The sequence below is a fragment of the Azospirillum sp. NS33 genome (assembly GCF_059703765.1).
Window position 1 is genome coordinate 1 of record NZ_BAAKJB010000042.1, and the last position, 14,165, is coordinate 14,165.

General features: G+C 73.3%; 15 protein-coding genes. 11 read left to right on the forward strand and 4 right to left on the reverse strand.

Going from position 1 to position 14,165, the window contains the following annotated elements:
* The first annotated feature begins 303 nt into the window (after positions 1 to 303).
* The 3 genes from gltX (at position 304) to AC6H2I_RS26350 (ending at position 4,623) form a co-directional block, all read left to right on the forward strand.
* On the forward strand, positions 304 to 1,809 hold the full coding sequence (gene gltX, locus AC6H2I_RS26340; protein ID WP_497503743.1) for a glutamate--tRNA ligase: 1,506 nt from the start codon (positions 304 to 306) through the stop codon (positions 1,807 to 1,809).
* A 278-nt stretch (positions 1,810 to 2,087) separates the two neighbouring features.
* The gene (locus AC6H2I_RS26345) at positions 2,088 to 2,981 is read left to right on the forward strand and encodes an RNA polymerase factor sigma-32 (RefSeq protein ID WP_497503744.1); all 894 of its coding nucleotides are present in this window, start codon (positions 2,088 to 2,090) and stop codon (positions 2,979 to 2,981) included.
* 109 nt (positions 2,982 to 3,090) lie between these two features.
* Positions 3,091 to 4,623 (forward strand): methyltransferase regulatory domain-containing protein, encoded by a 1,533-nt coding sequence (locus tag AC6H2I_RS26350; RefSeq protein ID WP_497503745.1) that lies wholly within the window; start codon positions 3,091 to 3,093, stop codon positions 4,621 to 4,623.
* 108 nt (positions 4,624 to 4,731) lie between these two features.
* Here the strand turns inward: AC6H2I_RS26350 and pqqA are convergent, their stop codons facing one another.
* The 3 genes from pqqA to AC6H2I_RS26365 all read right to left on the reverse strand — a co-directional run bounded on the left by pqqA (position 4,732) and on the right by AC6H2I_RS26365 (position 6,092).
* A complete protein-coding gene (gene pqqA / locus AC6H2I_RS26355; protein ID WP_497503795.1) occupies positions 4,732 to 4,812 on the reverse strand; it encodes a pyrroloquinoline quinone precursor peptide PqqA in 81 nt (26 codons plus the stop codon).
* Between the two features lie 192 nt (positions 4,813 to 5,004).
* Entirely contained in the window at positions 5,005 to 5,367 is a 363-nt protein-coding gene (locus AC6H2I_RS26360; RefSeq protein WP_497503746.1) for a hypothetical protein, read from the reverse strand.
* On the reverse strand, positions 5,364 to 6,092 hold the full coding sequence (locus AC6H2I_RS26365; RefSeq protein WP_497503747.1) for a hypothetical protein: 729 nt from the start codon (positions 6,090 to 6,092) through the stop codon (positions 5,364 to 5,366). Before AC6H2I_RS26365 ends, AC6H2I_RS26360 begins: the two co-directional genes overlap by 4 nt.
* Before the next feature lie 230 nt (positions 6,093 to 6,322).
* Between AC6H2I_RS26365 and folB the strand changes: the two genes are divergently transcribed.
* The 6 genes from folB to AC6H2I_RS26395 are packed head-to-tail and all read left to right on the forward strand — an operon-like array spanning position 6,323 to position 10,676.
* A complete protein-coding gene (gene folB / locus AC6H2I_RS26370) occupies positions 6,323 to 6,691 on the forward strand; it encodes a dihydroneopterin aldolase (RefSeq protein WP_497503748.1) in 369 nt (122 codons plus the stop codon).
* 14 nt (positions 6,692 to 6,705) lie between these two features.
* Entirely contained in the window at positions 6,706 to 7,440 is a 735-nt protein-coding gene (locus AC6H2I_RS26375) for an amino acid kinase family protein (protein WP_497503749.1), read from the forward strand.
* Positions 7,437 to 7,997 (forward strand): flavoprotein, encoded by a 561-nt coding sequence (locus AC6H2I_RS26380; protein ID WP_497503750.1) that lies wholly within the window; start codon positions 7,437 to 7,439, stop codon positions 7,995 to 7,997. The genes AC6H2I_RS26375 and AC6H2I_RS26380 overlap by 4 nt, the downstream gene beginning before the upstream one ends.
* Positions 7,973 to 9,352: a DUF6513 domain-containing protein gene (locus AC6H2I_RS26385; protein WP_497503751.1), complete on the forward strand. Its 1,380-nt coding sequence runs from the start codon at positions 7,973 to 7,975 to the stop codon at positions 9,350 to 9,352. Before AC6H2I_RS26380 ends, AC6H2I_RS26385 begins: the two co-directional genes overlap by 25 nt.
* A complete protein-coding gene (locus tag AC6H2I_RS26390; RefSeq protein ID WP_497503752.1) occupies positions 9,349 to 9,915 on the forward strand; it encodes a DUF447 domain-containing protein in 567 nt (188 codons plus the stop codon). Before AC6H2I_RS26385 ends, AC6H2I_RS26390 begins: the two co-directional genes overlap by 4 nt.
* The gene (locus tag AC6H2I_RS26395; protein ID WP_497503753.1) at positions 9,891 to 10,676 is read left to right on the forward strand and encodes a (5-formylfuran-3-yl)methyl phosphate synthase; all 786 of its coding nucleotides are present in this window, start codon (positions 9,891 to 9,893) and stop codon (positions 10,674 to 10,676) included. Before AC6H2I_RS26390 ends, AC6H2I_RS26395 begins: the two co-directional genes overlap by 25 nt.
* On the opposite strand, the gene hutC is transcribed toward AC6H2I_RS26395, so the two are convergent.
* Positions 10,640 to 11,401 (reverse strand): histidine utilization transcriptional repressor HutC, encoded by a 762-nt coding sequence (gene hutC, locus AC6H2I_RS26400; RefSeq protein WP_497503754.1) that lies wholly within the window; start codon positions 11,399 to 11,401, stop codon positions 10,640 to 10,642. The genes AC6H2I_RS26395 and hutC overlap by 37 nt on opposite strands.
* A gap of 260 nt (positions 11,402 to 11,661) precedes the next feature.
* Between hutC and hutF the strand changes: the two genes are divergently transcribed.
* Positions 11,662 to 13,041 carry a formimidoylglutamate deiminase gene (gene hutF / locus AC6H2I_RS26405; protein ID WP_497503755.1) on the forward strand — a complete coding sequence of 460 codons (1,380 nt, stop codon included), beginning with the start codon at positions 11,662 to 11,664 and terminating at the stop codon, positions 13,039 to 13,041.
* 50 nt (positions 13,042 to 13,091) lie between these two features.
* Complete coding sequence (locus tag AC6H2I_RS26410) at positions 13,092 to 14,126, forward strand: ABC transporter substrate-binding protein (RefSeq protein WP_497503756.1); 1,035 nt, start codon at positions 13,092 to 13,094, stop codon at positions 14,124 to 14,126.
* The last annotated feature ends 39 nt before the right edge of the window (positions 14,127 to 14,165 follow it).

The following is a 14,165-nucleotide window of genomic DNA, read 5'->3' on the forward strand; positions in this document are numbered from 1 at the left end:
CGAGGGCGTCGAGACCGACGACCAGAAGCGCGCCCTGGCCGCCCTCGGCTGTCCCGTCGGCCAGGGCTTCCTGATGGGCCGCCCCGTCCCCATCGACACCTTCGACGGGCGCTTCGCGGCCGGGCCGGGCCGCGGTCGCCGCGCCTGATTGCGGTGGAGGGCTTGATGGCATCGTGATGCGGGCGCGTCGGTCCGGCCGGGGGCCTGCGACCGCGCAACGGCGCGGCCGGCCGGAATTGAACGGGTGGGAGGGCTGTGGCATGCTGGCCGCCCTTTGCCCTCCCCCATCGGCTGTTGAGCATCATGACCGTCCGCACCCGCGTCGCCCCGTCGCCGACCGGCGACCCCCACGTCGGCACCGCCTACATGGCGCTGATGAACTACTGCTTCGCCAAGAGCCAGGGCGGCCAGTTCCTGCTGCGCATCGAGGACACCGACCGGGCGCGCAGCACCGCGGCGTCGGAGCGCATGATCCTCGACGCGCTGCGCTGGTTCGGGGTGACCTGGGACGAGGGGCCGGACGTCGGCGGGCCGCACGGCCCCTACCGCCAGAGCGAGCGCAGCGACCTCTACCGCGCGCATTGCGACCGGCTGCTGGAGGAGGGCCACGCCTTCCGCTGCTTCTGCACACCCGAACGCCTGGACACCATGCGCCGGGCCCAGCGCTCCCAGGGCCAGCGCCAGATGTACGACGGGCGCTGCCTCAACCTGTCCCAGGCGGAGATCGCCGACAAGCTGGCCGCCGGCACCCCCCACGTGGTGCGCATGAAGGTGCCCAAGGGCGGGTCCTGCACCGTCCACGACATGAAGCGCGGCGCCATCGAGATCGAATGGGCGATGGTCGACATGCAGGTGCTGATGAAGTCGGACGGCCTGCCGACCTACCACCTCGCCAACGTGGTCGACGACCATCACATGGGCATCACCCATGTGCTGCGCGGCGAGGAGTGGCTGCCGTCGGCGCCCAAGCACGTGCTGCTCTACCAGTATTTCGGCTGGGAGATGCCGAAGCTGTGCCACATGCCGCTGCTGCGCAACCCCGACAAGTCCAAGCTGTCGAAGCGCCGCAACCCCACCTCGGTGCTCTACTACCAGCGCGCCGGCTACCTCCCGGAGGCGCTGGTCAACCTGCTGGGCCTGATGGCCCTGTCGGTGCCCGAGGGCGACGAGATCCGCTCGCTGGAGGAGATCGTCGCCCAGTTCGACGTCGACAACATCTCGCTGGGCGGCCCGGTCTTCGACATCCCCAAGCTCAACTGGCTGAACGGCCGCTACATCCGCGAGAAGCTGACCCTCGACCAGTTCATGGCCAAGGTCGGCGAATGGGCGGTCAACGACGCCTATCTGCGCCCCATCGCCGAGCTGTCGCAGACCCGCATCGAGAAGTTCTCCGACCTCGGCCGGCTGGTGTCCTTCCTGTTCTCCGGCAGCGTCGACTACACCCCCGAGGCGATCGCCGGCGGCAAGATCAAGGGCGACGAGCTGCGGCGCATGCTGCAGATGGCGCTGTGGCGCTTCGACGCCCTGGCGGAGTGGGAGGCGACCGCCATCGAGGCGTCCATGCGCGCGCTGGGCGACGAGATGGGCGTCAAGTTCCGCGACTTCATCAAGCCGTTCTACATCGCCGTCAGCGGCAGCCCGCAATCGGTGCCGGTGATCCAGTCCATGGTCCTGCTGGGCCGCGACCTGACCCGGGAGCGGCTGCGCCAGGCGCTGACGCGGCTGGGCGGGGTCACCAACGCCGAGCTGGAGGCGTGGAAGAAGGCCGAGCCGCCGGAGCCGGCGGAGGCCGACGGCGGCGACGCCTGACGGCGCGTTTTTTCCAGAGGTTTTGCTGGACACGGCGGGCCCCGCTCCCCAGCTTAGGGCCAAGCCTCGTCCCGCCCCGCGTGCCCCCTTCGCCCCCGTCCGGGCGCGGGCAGGCATGGTCGTTCCCGCCGGCATCTTGAATTGCCGGCGGCACTCCCCCATATCGGTAATCGTTCCCGACCCTTTGCGAACCATTGCGGCCGCTGGCGAACGGCGCATCGACGCGCCGCACCTGCCCGTATGACGGTCGCCCGTCGGGAACCGAAGGGGAGACTGTATTGACCAATCCGACCGCCACCGACGACACGCTGAACCTGTACCTCAAGGACGCCCGCCGCTACGCCTACCTCACGCCCGAGGAGGAGCGGGATCTGGCCGCGCGCTGGCACCACCGCCGCGACCCGCGGGCGCTCGACCGCCTGGTGGGCGCCCACCTGCGCCTCGCCTTCAAGATCGCCAAGGGATTCCAGGGCTACGGGCTGCCGCTGGCCGACCTGGTGGCCGAGGCCAACCTGGGCCTGATGACGGCGGCCCAGAAGTTCGATTCCGACCGCGGCTTCCGCTTCGCCACCTACGCCACCTGGTGGGTGCGCGCAGCGGTCCAGGAGTACGTGCTGCACAACTGGTCGCTCGTGAAGATCGGCACCACGGCCGCGCAGAAGAAGCTGTTCTTCAGCCTGCGCCGCCTCAAGGCCTCGCTGCGCGAGATGGAGAACGGCGACCTGACGCCGGAGACGGTGGCGACCATCGCCACCGAGCTGGACGTGCCGGAGGCGGAGGTGGTGTCGATGAACCGCCGCCTCGGCGCCGACCGCTCCCTCAACGTGACCCTGGCCACCGATTCCGAGATGGAGTGGCAGGACCTGCTGGCCGACGACGACCAGAACCAGGAGCGCGCCCTGGCCGAATCCGAGGAGCGCGGGCAACGCCTGGACTTCCTGAAGCTGGGGCTCGACGCCCTGGACGACCGGGAGCGCCAGATCCTGGTGGCGCGCCGCCTGCGCGACGAGCCGGAGACGCTGGAGGAGCTGAGCCAGAAGCTGAAGGTGTCGCGCGAGCGGGTGCGCCAGCTCGAGGTGCGCGCCTTCGAGAAGGTGCGCAAGGCGGTGGTCGGCCTGGCCCGGGCCCGCGAGGGCGGCCTCGCCCTGCTGGGTGGCGCCGTTCCGGCCTGACCCAGCCCGGCCCCCGGCGCCGCCGGGACGGTTTGCCCGAACGCCGCGGTGTCCGTATAGGAGGCCGCGGCGTTCGGCTGTGCGGGTGCCGCCGGGGAGTGGGGTGGGCATGGAAGTCTCTGGGGGGTATGTCGTCGACACCCTGTGCTCGCCGGGATTCTACCGGGAGATGGCGCCCTCCTACGTCCGCTTTGCGGCCCTGCTGGCCGGCGTCGCGCCGGGATGGGGCGAGGACGGGCCGCGGCGGGCGCTGGAGCTGGGCTGTGGGCTGGGCTTCGGCACGGCGGTGCTGGCCGCGGCCGAGCCGGGCTGCGCCTGGACCGGCGTCGACCTCAACCCCGACCACATCGCCGCCGCCAACGCCCTGCGCGACGCCGCGGGGCTGGCCAATCTGACGTACACCGACGCCGCCTTCGCCGATTTCCGGCCACCCTCCGGGGTGGAGTACGCCGCCCTCCACGGCGTCTATTCCTGGATCGGTGCGGAGGACGCCGCCCATCTGCGGGCCATCCTGCGGGAGGCGCTGACGGCGGGGGCGCTGGCCTACGTCTCGTACAACTGCCAGCCCGGCTGGGCCGCCGCGGCACCGCTGCGCCGCCTGTTCGCCGAGCACGCGCGGCGCGGCCGCGGCACCGCCGGCGAGCGGGCGGCGGCGGCCGTCGCCTTCGTGCGCAGCCTGGCCGACGCCGGCGCCGGCTATTTCGCCGCCAACCCCGGGCTGCGCGACCGGCTGGAGACGATCGCCGGGCAAGACCCCCGCTACCTCGCCCACGAGTACCTGAACGCGGCGTGGCGCCCCCTCTTCCACGCCGAGGTGGTGGAGGAGCTGGCGGGGGCCCGGCTCGTCTACGCCGCCGCCGCCGATCCCCTGGACGCCTTCCCGGCGCTCGCCCTGGCGCCGGCCATGGTGGCGGCGGTGGCCGGGCAACCCGATCCGGTGATGGCCGAGACGGTCCGCGACGTCGCCCTGAACCGCCAGTTCCGCCGTGACCTGTTCGCCCGCGGCCGGCGGCCTCTGTCCGCGGCGGAGCGTGACGAGCGCTTGCTGGCCACCGGGGTCGCCGCCCTGGTGTACCCCGACGACCTGCGCACCGCCGCGGCGCACCCGGCGCGGGCGCACGCCCTGGTCGACCGCCTGTGGCGCGACGGGCCGCAGCCCCTCTCGGCCCTGCTGGGGCCGGGTGAGGCGCCGCAAGGTGTCACCGGGGAGGGGTGGGAGGCGCTGCTGCGCACCGTCGCCGTGCTGGTGCACGAGGGCCAGATCCACCCCCTGGCGCACCCCCCGGCGCGGCCGCTCGCGGAAGGCGCGCGCACCGCCGCGCGGCGCTTCAACGCGGCGGTGTGCGGCGCGGCGCGGCATGGGCACGATCTGGGAGTCCTGGCCGCGCCGCTGATCGGCAGCGGGGTGGCGGCGGGGCCGCTGGAGCGGGTGGTGTACCGGGCGCTGCACGACGATCCCGATGCCGGGCCCGACGCCCTGGCGGACGCGGTGCTGCCGGAACTGGAGCGCAGCGGCCGCCCGCTGACCCGCCATGGGCGACCGATCGCGGACCCCGCCGAGCGCCGCGCCGAGCTGAGGGGCCGGCTGGACCTGCACGCCGCGCGGCGCCGGCCGGTGTGGCGGGCGCTGGGCGTTCTGTGACCGGAGGCGCGGCTCCCGGCACGCCGCCGGGGCGCGGCAGGCGGCCCCGCCCGCCGGCCGCGGCGCCGCGGACGAACGGACGGAGCCGCCCTCAGGCGCGTTTACCGATCACAGATCGGCGCAGGCGTAGGCGTTGATCTCGTTGCCCACGCTGATCTCGACGATCGTCGGCTTGTGCCAGGTCTTCATCGCGTATCTCCCTTTCGTTCCGGCGCGGTGGGATGTGGGTGACCGGGGGCGCACCGCGCCCTGCGGTCCCCCGGCCGTCACCAGTAAATCCCGTAAACTGTCCTTGTTCCATCCCACTTTAGTGCAAAGTTTGGAACGGTTCCATGAAACCGGCCTTGCGCATCAAGCCCTTGGTGCGGAATCCCCGGCGATTCAGAAACACGCCACGTTGGCGTCGGCCTGGGCGCGCTCGAAATCGGCGACGAGCTGCTTGGCCCAGGCGGCCTCGCGGAAGAAGCCGGCGCGCTGGCCGGTGACCTGCTGCATGGCCATCACCGTCTCCACCCGCTCGTACTGCTCGAAGGGCATGCGCGCGGCGATGGCGTCGATGCTGCACGAGCATTTCTGCAGCATCTCGGAGGTCTGGCCGTTGGCGGCCATGCAGGTGAAGACGTACTCGGCGCGGGCCGCGGTGGGGTAGTCGTTGGCCGCCGCCGGGCTGGCCGCGGGGATCGCCAACGGGCCGGCGAGGCCGGCCATCAGCACGGCCGTGGCAAGGGAGGCGGGGGTCATCATGGGCGGGGCTCCGTGCGGCTGTGCGCCTCCCGCTGCGGGGCGGCGAGGACCATGCTCTCGTCGGTCACCGGGGCGGCGCCATCGCCGCCGGGGGTCACGGCGCGGGCCGCGTACAGCGACCCGGGCACCGCGTCGGACAGGACGAAGCGGTATTCCTTGTGCTCGAACTGCGGAAAGCGCTCGATCAGCTCCACGGCGACGAAGGGGCGGATCACCACCTCGGTGGCCGGCGCCTCCGCGCCTTTCCAGCGGATCGTGGTCGGCGTCACCGTCGCCGACGCCGCGGCGAAGCCGTCGCGCAGGCGGTTGCGGAAGTACAGCTCCGACCCGCCGGTCAACCGCTTCATCTCCCGGGCGTCGCGCTCCAGGAACAGCATGATCAGGGGGTTGCCCCGGAACCGGCTCATCGGCTCGAAGGGAATGGCGTGGTCGCCGGTGAGGAAGTGGAAGCTGACGTCCTTGCGGTCCGCTCCGGCGTCGCCCTCGACCGTCATCTCCACGGTGTCGGTGAAGCCGGGCTCCAGCGAGCCGGCCTTCTCGAAGTCGTAGCGCAACGTCGTGCCGCCGCCGATGCCGCCCAGATGGTCGCTGTCGAACAGCAGCGCCTGGGCCGGCGTCAGCTCGAACGCCGCGGCCGGGGCGGGCGCCGCCATCCCCCACAGCGCCGTCAGGGCAAGCGCCGCCGCCAGCCCGCGGCCCACGCGTGTCCAGATCCGTCGGATCATGCGCATCATCCTCCCATGGTCCGTCTTCTTGCGGGTGCTTGGCAGTGTAACCGGCCGGCGCCGCCGCGCCGATCATAGACTTTCGTCCAACTGGACAACGGCAATAAATCCTGTGAGCATCGCCAATACTGCGCCGCACGGGATCTCGAGACACCTTGCAGGAACCAATGACCATGATCATGCCGCAGGCTCTCGCGGCCGGGCTCGCGCCGCGGAACGGCAGGAAGCCCATGGCGAAGACTTATCGAATTCGCATAAAGGACCTGGTGCTGATGTGCAGCATCGGAGTCTATGCACATGAGAAGGCGAAGCCGCAGCGGGTGCGCATCAACCTTGAGATGACCGTGCGCCAGAGCGTCACGCCGGTCGACGACGACATCGCCAACGTCGTCTCCTACGACACCATGATCGAGCGGATCAAGACGCTGGTCGCCGGCGGCCACATCAACCTGGTGGAGACGCTGGCCGACGCCGTCGCCGACATCTGCTTGGCCGACGGCCGGGTGGAGAGCGTCCGCCTGTCGGTGGAGAAGCTGGACGTGTTCCGCGAAACCGACGGCGTCGGCGTGGAGATCGAACGCTCCCAGGCCGAGACCTGACGGCCGGCGGCGCCATGGTGGACGCTCAGGCCGCCCCCTTCCGGGCTTCCGGCCCCGGCGCGGCCGCCCGCCCCTGGGTGGTCAAGATCGGCGGCAGCCTGTCGGCGGGCCCGCACGCCCTGCGCGACTGGCTGCGGGCGGTGGAGGCCGGTCGCCGCCGCACCATCGTGGTGCCGGGCGGCGGCCCCTTCGCCGATGCTGTGCGCAGCGCCCAGGCGGTGCTGGGCTTCGACGACTCCACGGCCCACCGGATGGCCCTGCTGGCCATGGAACAGTACGGGGCGGCGCTGTGCGCGCTGGCCCCCGGCTTCGTGCCGGCGGCGACCCCGGACGACATGACGCGGGCGCGGCGCGATGGGCGGGTGCCGGTGTGGGCGCCGGCGGCGGCCGTCCTGGCGGCTGCCGAGATCCCCCACCGCTGGGAGGTCACCTCCGACAGCCTTGCCGCCTGGCTGGCCGGGCGTCTCGACGCCGAGGCGTTGGTTCTGGTCAAGGCGGCGCCCCGCCCGGCCGAGGGGACGCCGCTGGCGGCGGCGGTGGCCGGGGGGCTGGTGGACCCGGCCTTTCCCCGCTTCGCCCCACCCGGCTGCGCGATCGCCTGCCTCGGTCCCGGCGACCAGGAGGCCTTGGCGGCGGCGCTGGCCGGCCAGCGTGCGCTGCCGGGACGGCTGGTGCCCCCGGCCGCCGGCGCGGAGCCGGCGGTGGGGGAGCCGGCGCCGTGGACGGTGGCGCCGTGGGAGATGGCATGATGACGGCGCGCCACTACCCCCGCCTCGCCTGGGCGGTCACCGGGTCGGGGCATTTCCTCAAGGAATGCTTGGCGCTGATGGCCGGGCAGCCGCCGCTCGACCTGTTCGTCAGCGCCGCCGCCGACGAGGTGGTGCGCATGTACCGCCGCCAGGGCGTGGCATGGCCGGGCAACACGCGGATCTACCGCGACCGCACGGCCAGCGCCGTTCCGGTGGGGCGGTTCTACTACGGGCAGTACCACACGCTGGTGGTGGCGCCGGCGACCTCCAACACCATCGCCAAGGCGGTCTGGGGGATCTCCGACACCCTGGTGACCAACGTGCTGGCCCAGGCCGGCAAGTGCCGGGTGCCGACCGTCGTCTTCGCCTGCGACACCGCGCCGGAGCTGGACACCGAGGCGCCGGACGGCATGGTCCGGGTCTACCCCCGGCGCATCGACCTGGACAACGTGGCGCGGCTGCGCGCCTTCGAGGCGATGACCGTGGTCGACAGCGTCGAGGGCCTCGCGGCGGCGCTGCGGGAGCGTGCGGAATGGCTGAACGCATCCTCTTCCTGACCGGCCACCTGGCCGAGCGGCGGCTGCGCCAGGTGCTCGACGCCATGGCCCCCGGCTTCGCCTGGGAGGTGCGCGACATCGGCGTCCAGGTGGCCGGGCTGATGACCGCCGATCTGGTGCGCCGCCGCCTCGCCGACCTCGGCGGGGCCACCCGGGTGATGGTGCCGGGGCGCTGCCGCGGCGACCTCGCCCCCCTGGCCGCGGCCTTCGGCGTGCCGTTCGAGCGCGGCCCGGACGAGCTGGCGGACCTGCCCGACCATTTCGGCCGCGCCCGCGTCGTGCTGGACGACACCGCCACCGCCGGGCCGCCGGCCCTGATCTTCGCCGAGATCGTCGAGGCGCCGGCCCTGGGCGTCGACGCCATCCTGGCCCGCGCCGCGGCGCTGGCCGCCGACGGCGCCGACGTGATCGACCTCGGTGGGCTGCCCGGCACGCCCTTCCCCCACCTGGAGGAGGCGGTGGCAGCGCTGCGCGCGGCCGGCCATCGGGTCAGCGTCGATTCCGGCGATCCGGCCGAGCTGCGCCGCGGCGCCGCCGCCGGGGCCTCGCACCTGCTGAGCCTGACCGGGGAGACCCTGGAGCTGGCCTGGGAAAGCGACGCCGTGCCGGTGCTGATCCCCGACCGGCCGGGCGACCTGGACAGCCTGGAGCGGGCGGCGCGCCGCCTGCTGGAGGCCGGGCGGCCGTTCTACGCCGACCCCATCCTCGACCCCATCGGCGGCGGCTTCACCGCATCCCTGGTGCGCTACCACGAGTTCCGCCGGCGCCTGCCCGAGGCGCCGCTGCTGATGGGGGTGGGCAACGTCACCGAGCTGACCGACGCCGACACCCCGGGGCTGAGCGCCCTGCTCATGGCGGTGGTGGCGGAGCTGGCGATCGGCGCCGTGCTGGTGGTCCAGGTCAGCCCCCACTGCCGCCACGCGGTGCGCGAGGCCGCCGCCGCGGGCCGGCTGATGCGCCGCGCCGTGGCCGCCGGGGTGCCACCGGCGCGCATGGACCCGGCGCTGCTGTGCCTGCGCGACCGCCGTCCCTTCGCCAGCACGCCCGCCGAGATCGCCGAGACCGCCGCCGGCGTGCGCGACCCGAACGTCCGCATCGAGGCCGCCGTGGACGGTGTCCACGTCTACAACCGCGACGGCCACCATGTCGGCCGCGACCCCTTCGCGCTGTGGCGCGCCCTCGCCGTCACCGACCCCGACCACGCCTTCTACCTCGGCGTCGAGATGGCACGGGCCCAGATCGCCGCCCAGCTCGGCAAGCGCTACGCCCAGGACCGCGAGCTCGCGTGGGGCGTCGCCACGGCGCCGCCGGCCGCCCGTTCCGCCACCTGCCCGCCCGCGGAGGACCGCACATGATCCGCGAGATCGTCGTCGTCACCCTGGACCCCGACGGCACCCCCCACGCCGCCCCCATGGGGCTGATCGCACCGCCGGGCGAGGCCCCGGTGCTGGCGCCTTTCCGCCCCTCGCGCACCCTGGACAACCTGATGGCGCGGCGCCAGGCGGTGCTGAACTACACCGACGACGCCCGGGTCTTCGCCGGCTGCGTGTGCGGGCGCCGGCGCTGGCCGACCCGGCCGGCGTCGCGGGTCGCCGGCGCCGTGCTCGAGGGCGCGCTGGCCCACGCCGAGGCGGAGGTGGCCGCGGTCGCCGACGACCCGGTGCGGCCGCGCTTCACCCTGCGCCTGGTCCACGAGGAGACCCACGCCCCGTTCCGCGGCCTCAACCGCGCCAAGGCGGCGGTGATCGAGGGGGCGGTGCTGGTGTCACGCCTGCACCTGCTGCCGGCGGAACGGATCGACCGGGAGATGGCCCATCTGGCGGTGGCGGTGGAGAAGACCGCGTCGCCGGACGAACGGGAAGCCTGGCAGTGGCTGGTCGACCACGTCGCCGCATGGCGCGCCGGGCGGGCCGCGTGATGCGCCTGCTGGCCAGCGTCAAGGACGCCGGGGAGGCGGCGCTGGCGGTCGCCGGCGGCGCCGACATCGTCGACCTGAAGAACCCCGCGGCGGGCGCGCTGGGCGCGCTGCCGGCCGCCGTGCTGCGGGCCTGCGTCGCCGCGGTCGGCGGGCGGCGACCGGTCAGCGCGACCATCGGCGACCGGCCGCTGGACGCCGGCGGGGTGCTGGCGGCGGTGGACGCCACCGCGGCGGCCGGCGTCGACCTCGTCAAGATCGGGGTGTTCGACTGGCAGGAGGGCGGCGACCTCGGCGCCTGCCTCGCCGCGCTGGCACCGCGGGCGGCGGCGGGGCTGCGCCTGGTGGCGGTGCTGTTCGCCGACCGCGCGGCCGATCCCGCCACCCTCGACCGGCTGGCGGCGGCCGGCTTCGCCGGCGCCATGCTGGACACGGCGGACAAGGCGGCGGGGCCGCTGACCCGCCACATGGACGCGGCGGCCCTGGCCCGCTTTGTGGCGCGGGGCCGCGCCCTGGGTCTGCTCACCGGTCTGGCGGGATCGCTCCGGCTGGCCGACATCGCCGGGCTGGCCGCCCTCCGGCCCGATTACCTGGGGTTCCGGGGCGCCCTGTGCGGCGACGGGCGCACCGGCGGCCTCGACCCGCTGCGGCTGGCGGCGGTGCGCGGCGCGGTCGCCGCGCATGGCGGCGGCAGCCCCGGCGATGGCGCCGGAGCCTTGTATGTACATCAGGCGCCGGCGGCGTTTCCGCTTTCCAGCCGGTAGCGCGACCCCGGGTAGAGCAGGCGTGCGGTGGTCACCTTGAGCGGACCGGACCACGTGGTGCGGCGGACCATCAGGCACGGCTCGGTCCGGGCGATGGCCAGCAGCTTGCATTCCCACGGCTGGGGCGACACCGCCTCGACCACCTGCTCGCTGTGGGTCAGCGGCGCCACCTCGGTCAGGTACGCGTTGGGGGTGCGGACCCGGAAGTCCTGGGCCATGTAGGCGGGCGCTGCGTCCGGGCTGACGAAACGGTCCTCGATCTGGATCGGCAGGTCGTTCTCGTAGTGGACGATGATGGTGTGGAACACCCCTTGGCCGATGGCGATGTCCAGCTGGTCGGCGACGTCCGGCAGGGCCCGCTCCTCGTGATGGAGGATGATCCGGGCGGCGTGGGTGTGGCCGCGCCGGGTGATCTCCTCGGCGATGTTGCGGATCTCCAGGAACGGCGAGCTGCCCTTCTGCGGGGCGACGAAGGAGCCCTTGCCCTTGATGCGGATGATCGCCCCTTCGGCCGCCAGCTCGCGCAGCGCCCGGTTGGCGGTCATCCGGCTGACGCCCAGCGTCGCGACGATCTCGTTCTCCGAGGGGATCTGGTGGTGGGCCGGCCACTCGCCGTTGGCGATCTGCTCGCGGATGCGGCGCTTCACCGATTCGTACAGCGGCGTGCCGCCGCCGGGCACGACCTCGTCGTCGACGCCGATGGGGCCAGTGGCGACACTTGTCATGACATGCACTCCATGGGCGGACGCACACGAGGGGCGTGGAGCACGCCCGGTGTCCTCGCGCGGCCGTCGTCAAACCTATGCCGCAACGCGCCTGAAAATCAATGTTCCAGAGGGATGCGACGCGATCACCCCCGGGGCGCCCGGCGGTGCGGGCGGCGGTGTTGCTGAAATTTCAGGCAATCTGAGGTTTGCAAATTTTTCTTGCATTCGCCGGTCGTCCTGCACATCCTCCATATACAAGTTGGTCAGGGGTTCCGACAATGGCCGTTTCCACCCACCGCCTCTTTGCCGACACCGCCCTGGTCGACGGGACCTGGTGCAGCGCCGTCGCCGTCACCCTGGACGGCACCGGCCGCGTCGCCGCGGTGGAGACCGGCGCGACGCCGCGGGCGGGGGACGAGCGGGCCGCCGGTCCGCTGGTCGCTGCGCTGCCGAACCTGCACTCCCACGCCCTGCAGCGCGCCATGGCCGGGCTGGCCGAGGTGGCCGGGGCCGGCCAGGACAGCTTCTGGACCTGGCGCGACCTGATGTACCGGCTGAACGCGACGGCGACGCCGGAGGATCTGGAGGCGGTCGCCACCAAGCTCTACATCGAGATGCTCAAGGGCGGGTTCGGGCGGGTGGCGGAGTTCCACTACCTGCACCACGGGTCCGACGGCGCCCCCTACGGCGACCGCGCCGAGATGGCCCGGCGCCTGATCGCCGCCGCCGCCACCGCCGGCATCGGCCTGACCCTGCTGCCGGTGTTCTACGCCCACGCCGATTTCGGCGGCGCCCCGCCCACCGCCGGGCAGGCCCGCTTCCTCCACGGCGTCGACGGCTTCCTGGGGCTGCTGGCGGCGCTGGAGCCGGCCTGCCGCGCTCACGGCGCGACCCTGGGCCTCGCCATCCACTCCCTGCGCGCCGCCACGCCGGAGGAGATGACCGCCATCCTCGCCGGCGAGCGGACCGGCGGGCCGGTGCACATCCACGTCGCCGAGCAGCAGCGCGAGGTCGACGCCTGCGTCGCCTGGTCGGGCCGGCGCCCGGTCGACTGGCTGCTGGAGCACATGCCGGTGGACGCGCGCTGGTGCACCGTCCACGCCACCCACATGACCGAGACCGAGACGGCGGGCCTCGCCCGCTCCGGCGCCGTCGCCGGGCTGTGCCCGCACACCGAGGCGAACCTGGGCGACGGGCTGTTCCCGGCGGTCGACTACCAGAGCGCCGGCGGCGCCTACGGCATCGGCACCGACAGCCACGTCTGCACCGACGCCGCGGCCGAGCTGCGCCTGCTGGAATACGGCCAGCGCCTGCGCGACCGTGCCCGCAACCGGCTGGCCGCGGCGCCCGGCGCCTCGGTCGGGCGCACCCTGTTCGACGCCGCCCTGGCCGGCGGGGCGCGCGCCTGCGGTGTCCCGGCGCCGGGCCTGCGGGTCGGCGCACCGGCCGACCTGGTGGTGCTCGACGCCAACAACCCCTACCTCGCCGCTGCCGCCGGCGACGCCGTTCTCGACCGCTGGATCTTCGCGCTGGGCGAGGGCGCGGTGCGCGACGTGATGGTGGGCGGGCGCTGGGTGGTGCGCGAGCGCCGCCACGCCGCCGACGCCACAGTCGACGCCGCCTTCCTCCACGCGCTGCGCCGGCTGACCGCCGCCTAGACCCTTTCCGACCCCCTCCTCCACCCCTGGCCACACCCCAAGGAGCCCCCATGCGCATCCGTCACCTGACCTCCGTCCTGGCCACGGCCGGGCTGGCGCTCGCCCTCAGCGCCGGCACCGCGCAGGCCTCGTACTGCGGCGACGGCAAGACCGTCACCTTCGCCGGCATCGACTGGGAGAGCGGCGCCTTCGTCACCGAGGTGATCAAGACCATCCTGGCCGAGGGCTACGGCTGCGCGGTCAACGACATCCCCGGCAATTCGGTGATGCTGGAGCAGGCCACCGCCAACAACGACGTGCAGATCTTCGCCGAGGAGTGGCTGGGCCGCTCCGACGTGTGGAACAACGCGGTGGCCGCGGGCTCGGTGACGGCGGTCGGCAAGACCTTCGTCGGCGCCAGCGAGGGCTGGTATGTGCCCGCCTACGTGGTCAAGGGCGACGCCGAGCGCGGCGTGGCGCCGATGGCGCCCGACCTGAAGAGCGTCGAGCAGCTCTCGGAGCCCGCGCTGGTGAAGCTGTTCACCGATCCCGAGGAGCCGTCCAAGGGCCGTTTCCTCAACTGCCCCTCGGGCTGGACCTGCGAGGGCGTGAACACCGCCAAGCTGGCCGCCTACAAGCTCGACGACGACTACGTCAACTTCCGCCCCGGCACCGGCACGGCGCTGGACGCCGCCATCAGCGCCGCCTATCTGCGGCGCGAGCCGATCCTCTTCTACTACTGGTCGCCGACCGCCATCATGGGCCGCCACGACCTGATCAAGCTGGAGGAGCCGGCCTACGACGAGGCCTGCTGGACCGAGCTGACCAGCGCCTACGGCAAGCGCGAGCGCGGCTGCGCCTTCCCCAGCGTCGACGTGGCGTACGGCCTGAACGCCGATTTCGCCAAGGCGGCGCCGGAGATCGTCGCGATGCTGGAGAAGGCCACCTTCCCGCTGGACGAGCTGAACAGGAGCCTCGCCTACATGGTCGACAAGCAGGTCGACGCCGCCGCCGCGGCCCGGCACTTCCTGCAGACCAAGGGCGACGTCTGGGGGGCCTGGGTCCCGGCCGACGTCAAGGAGAAGGTCGCCGCCGGCGTGCGGTGATCCCTCCGGTGGGACGGGCCGCGCCCCGTCCCACCACCC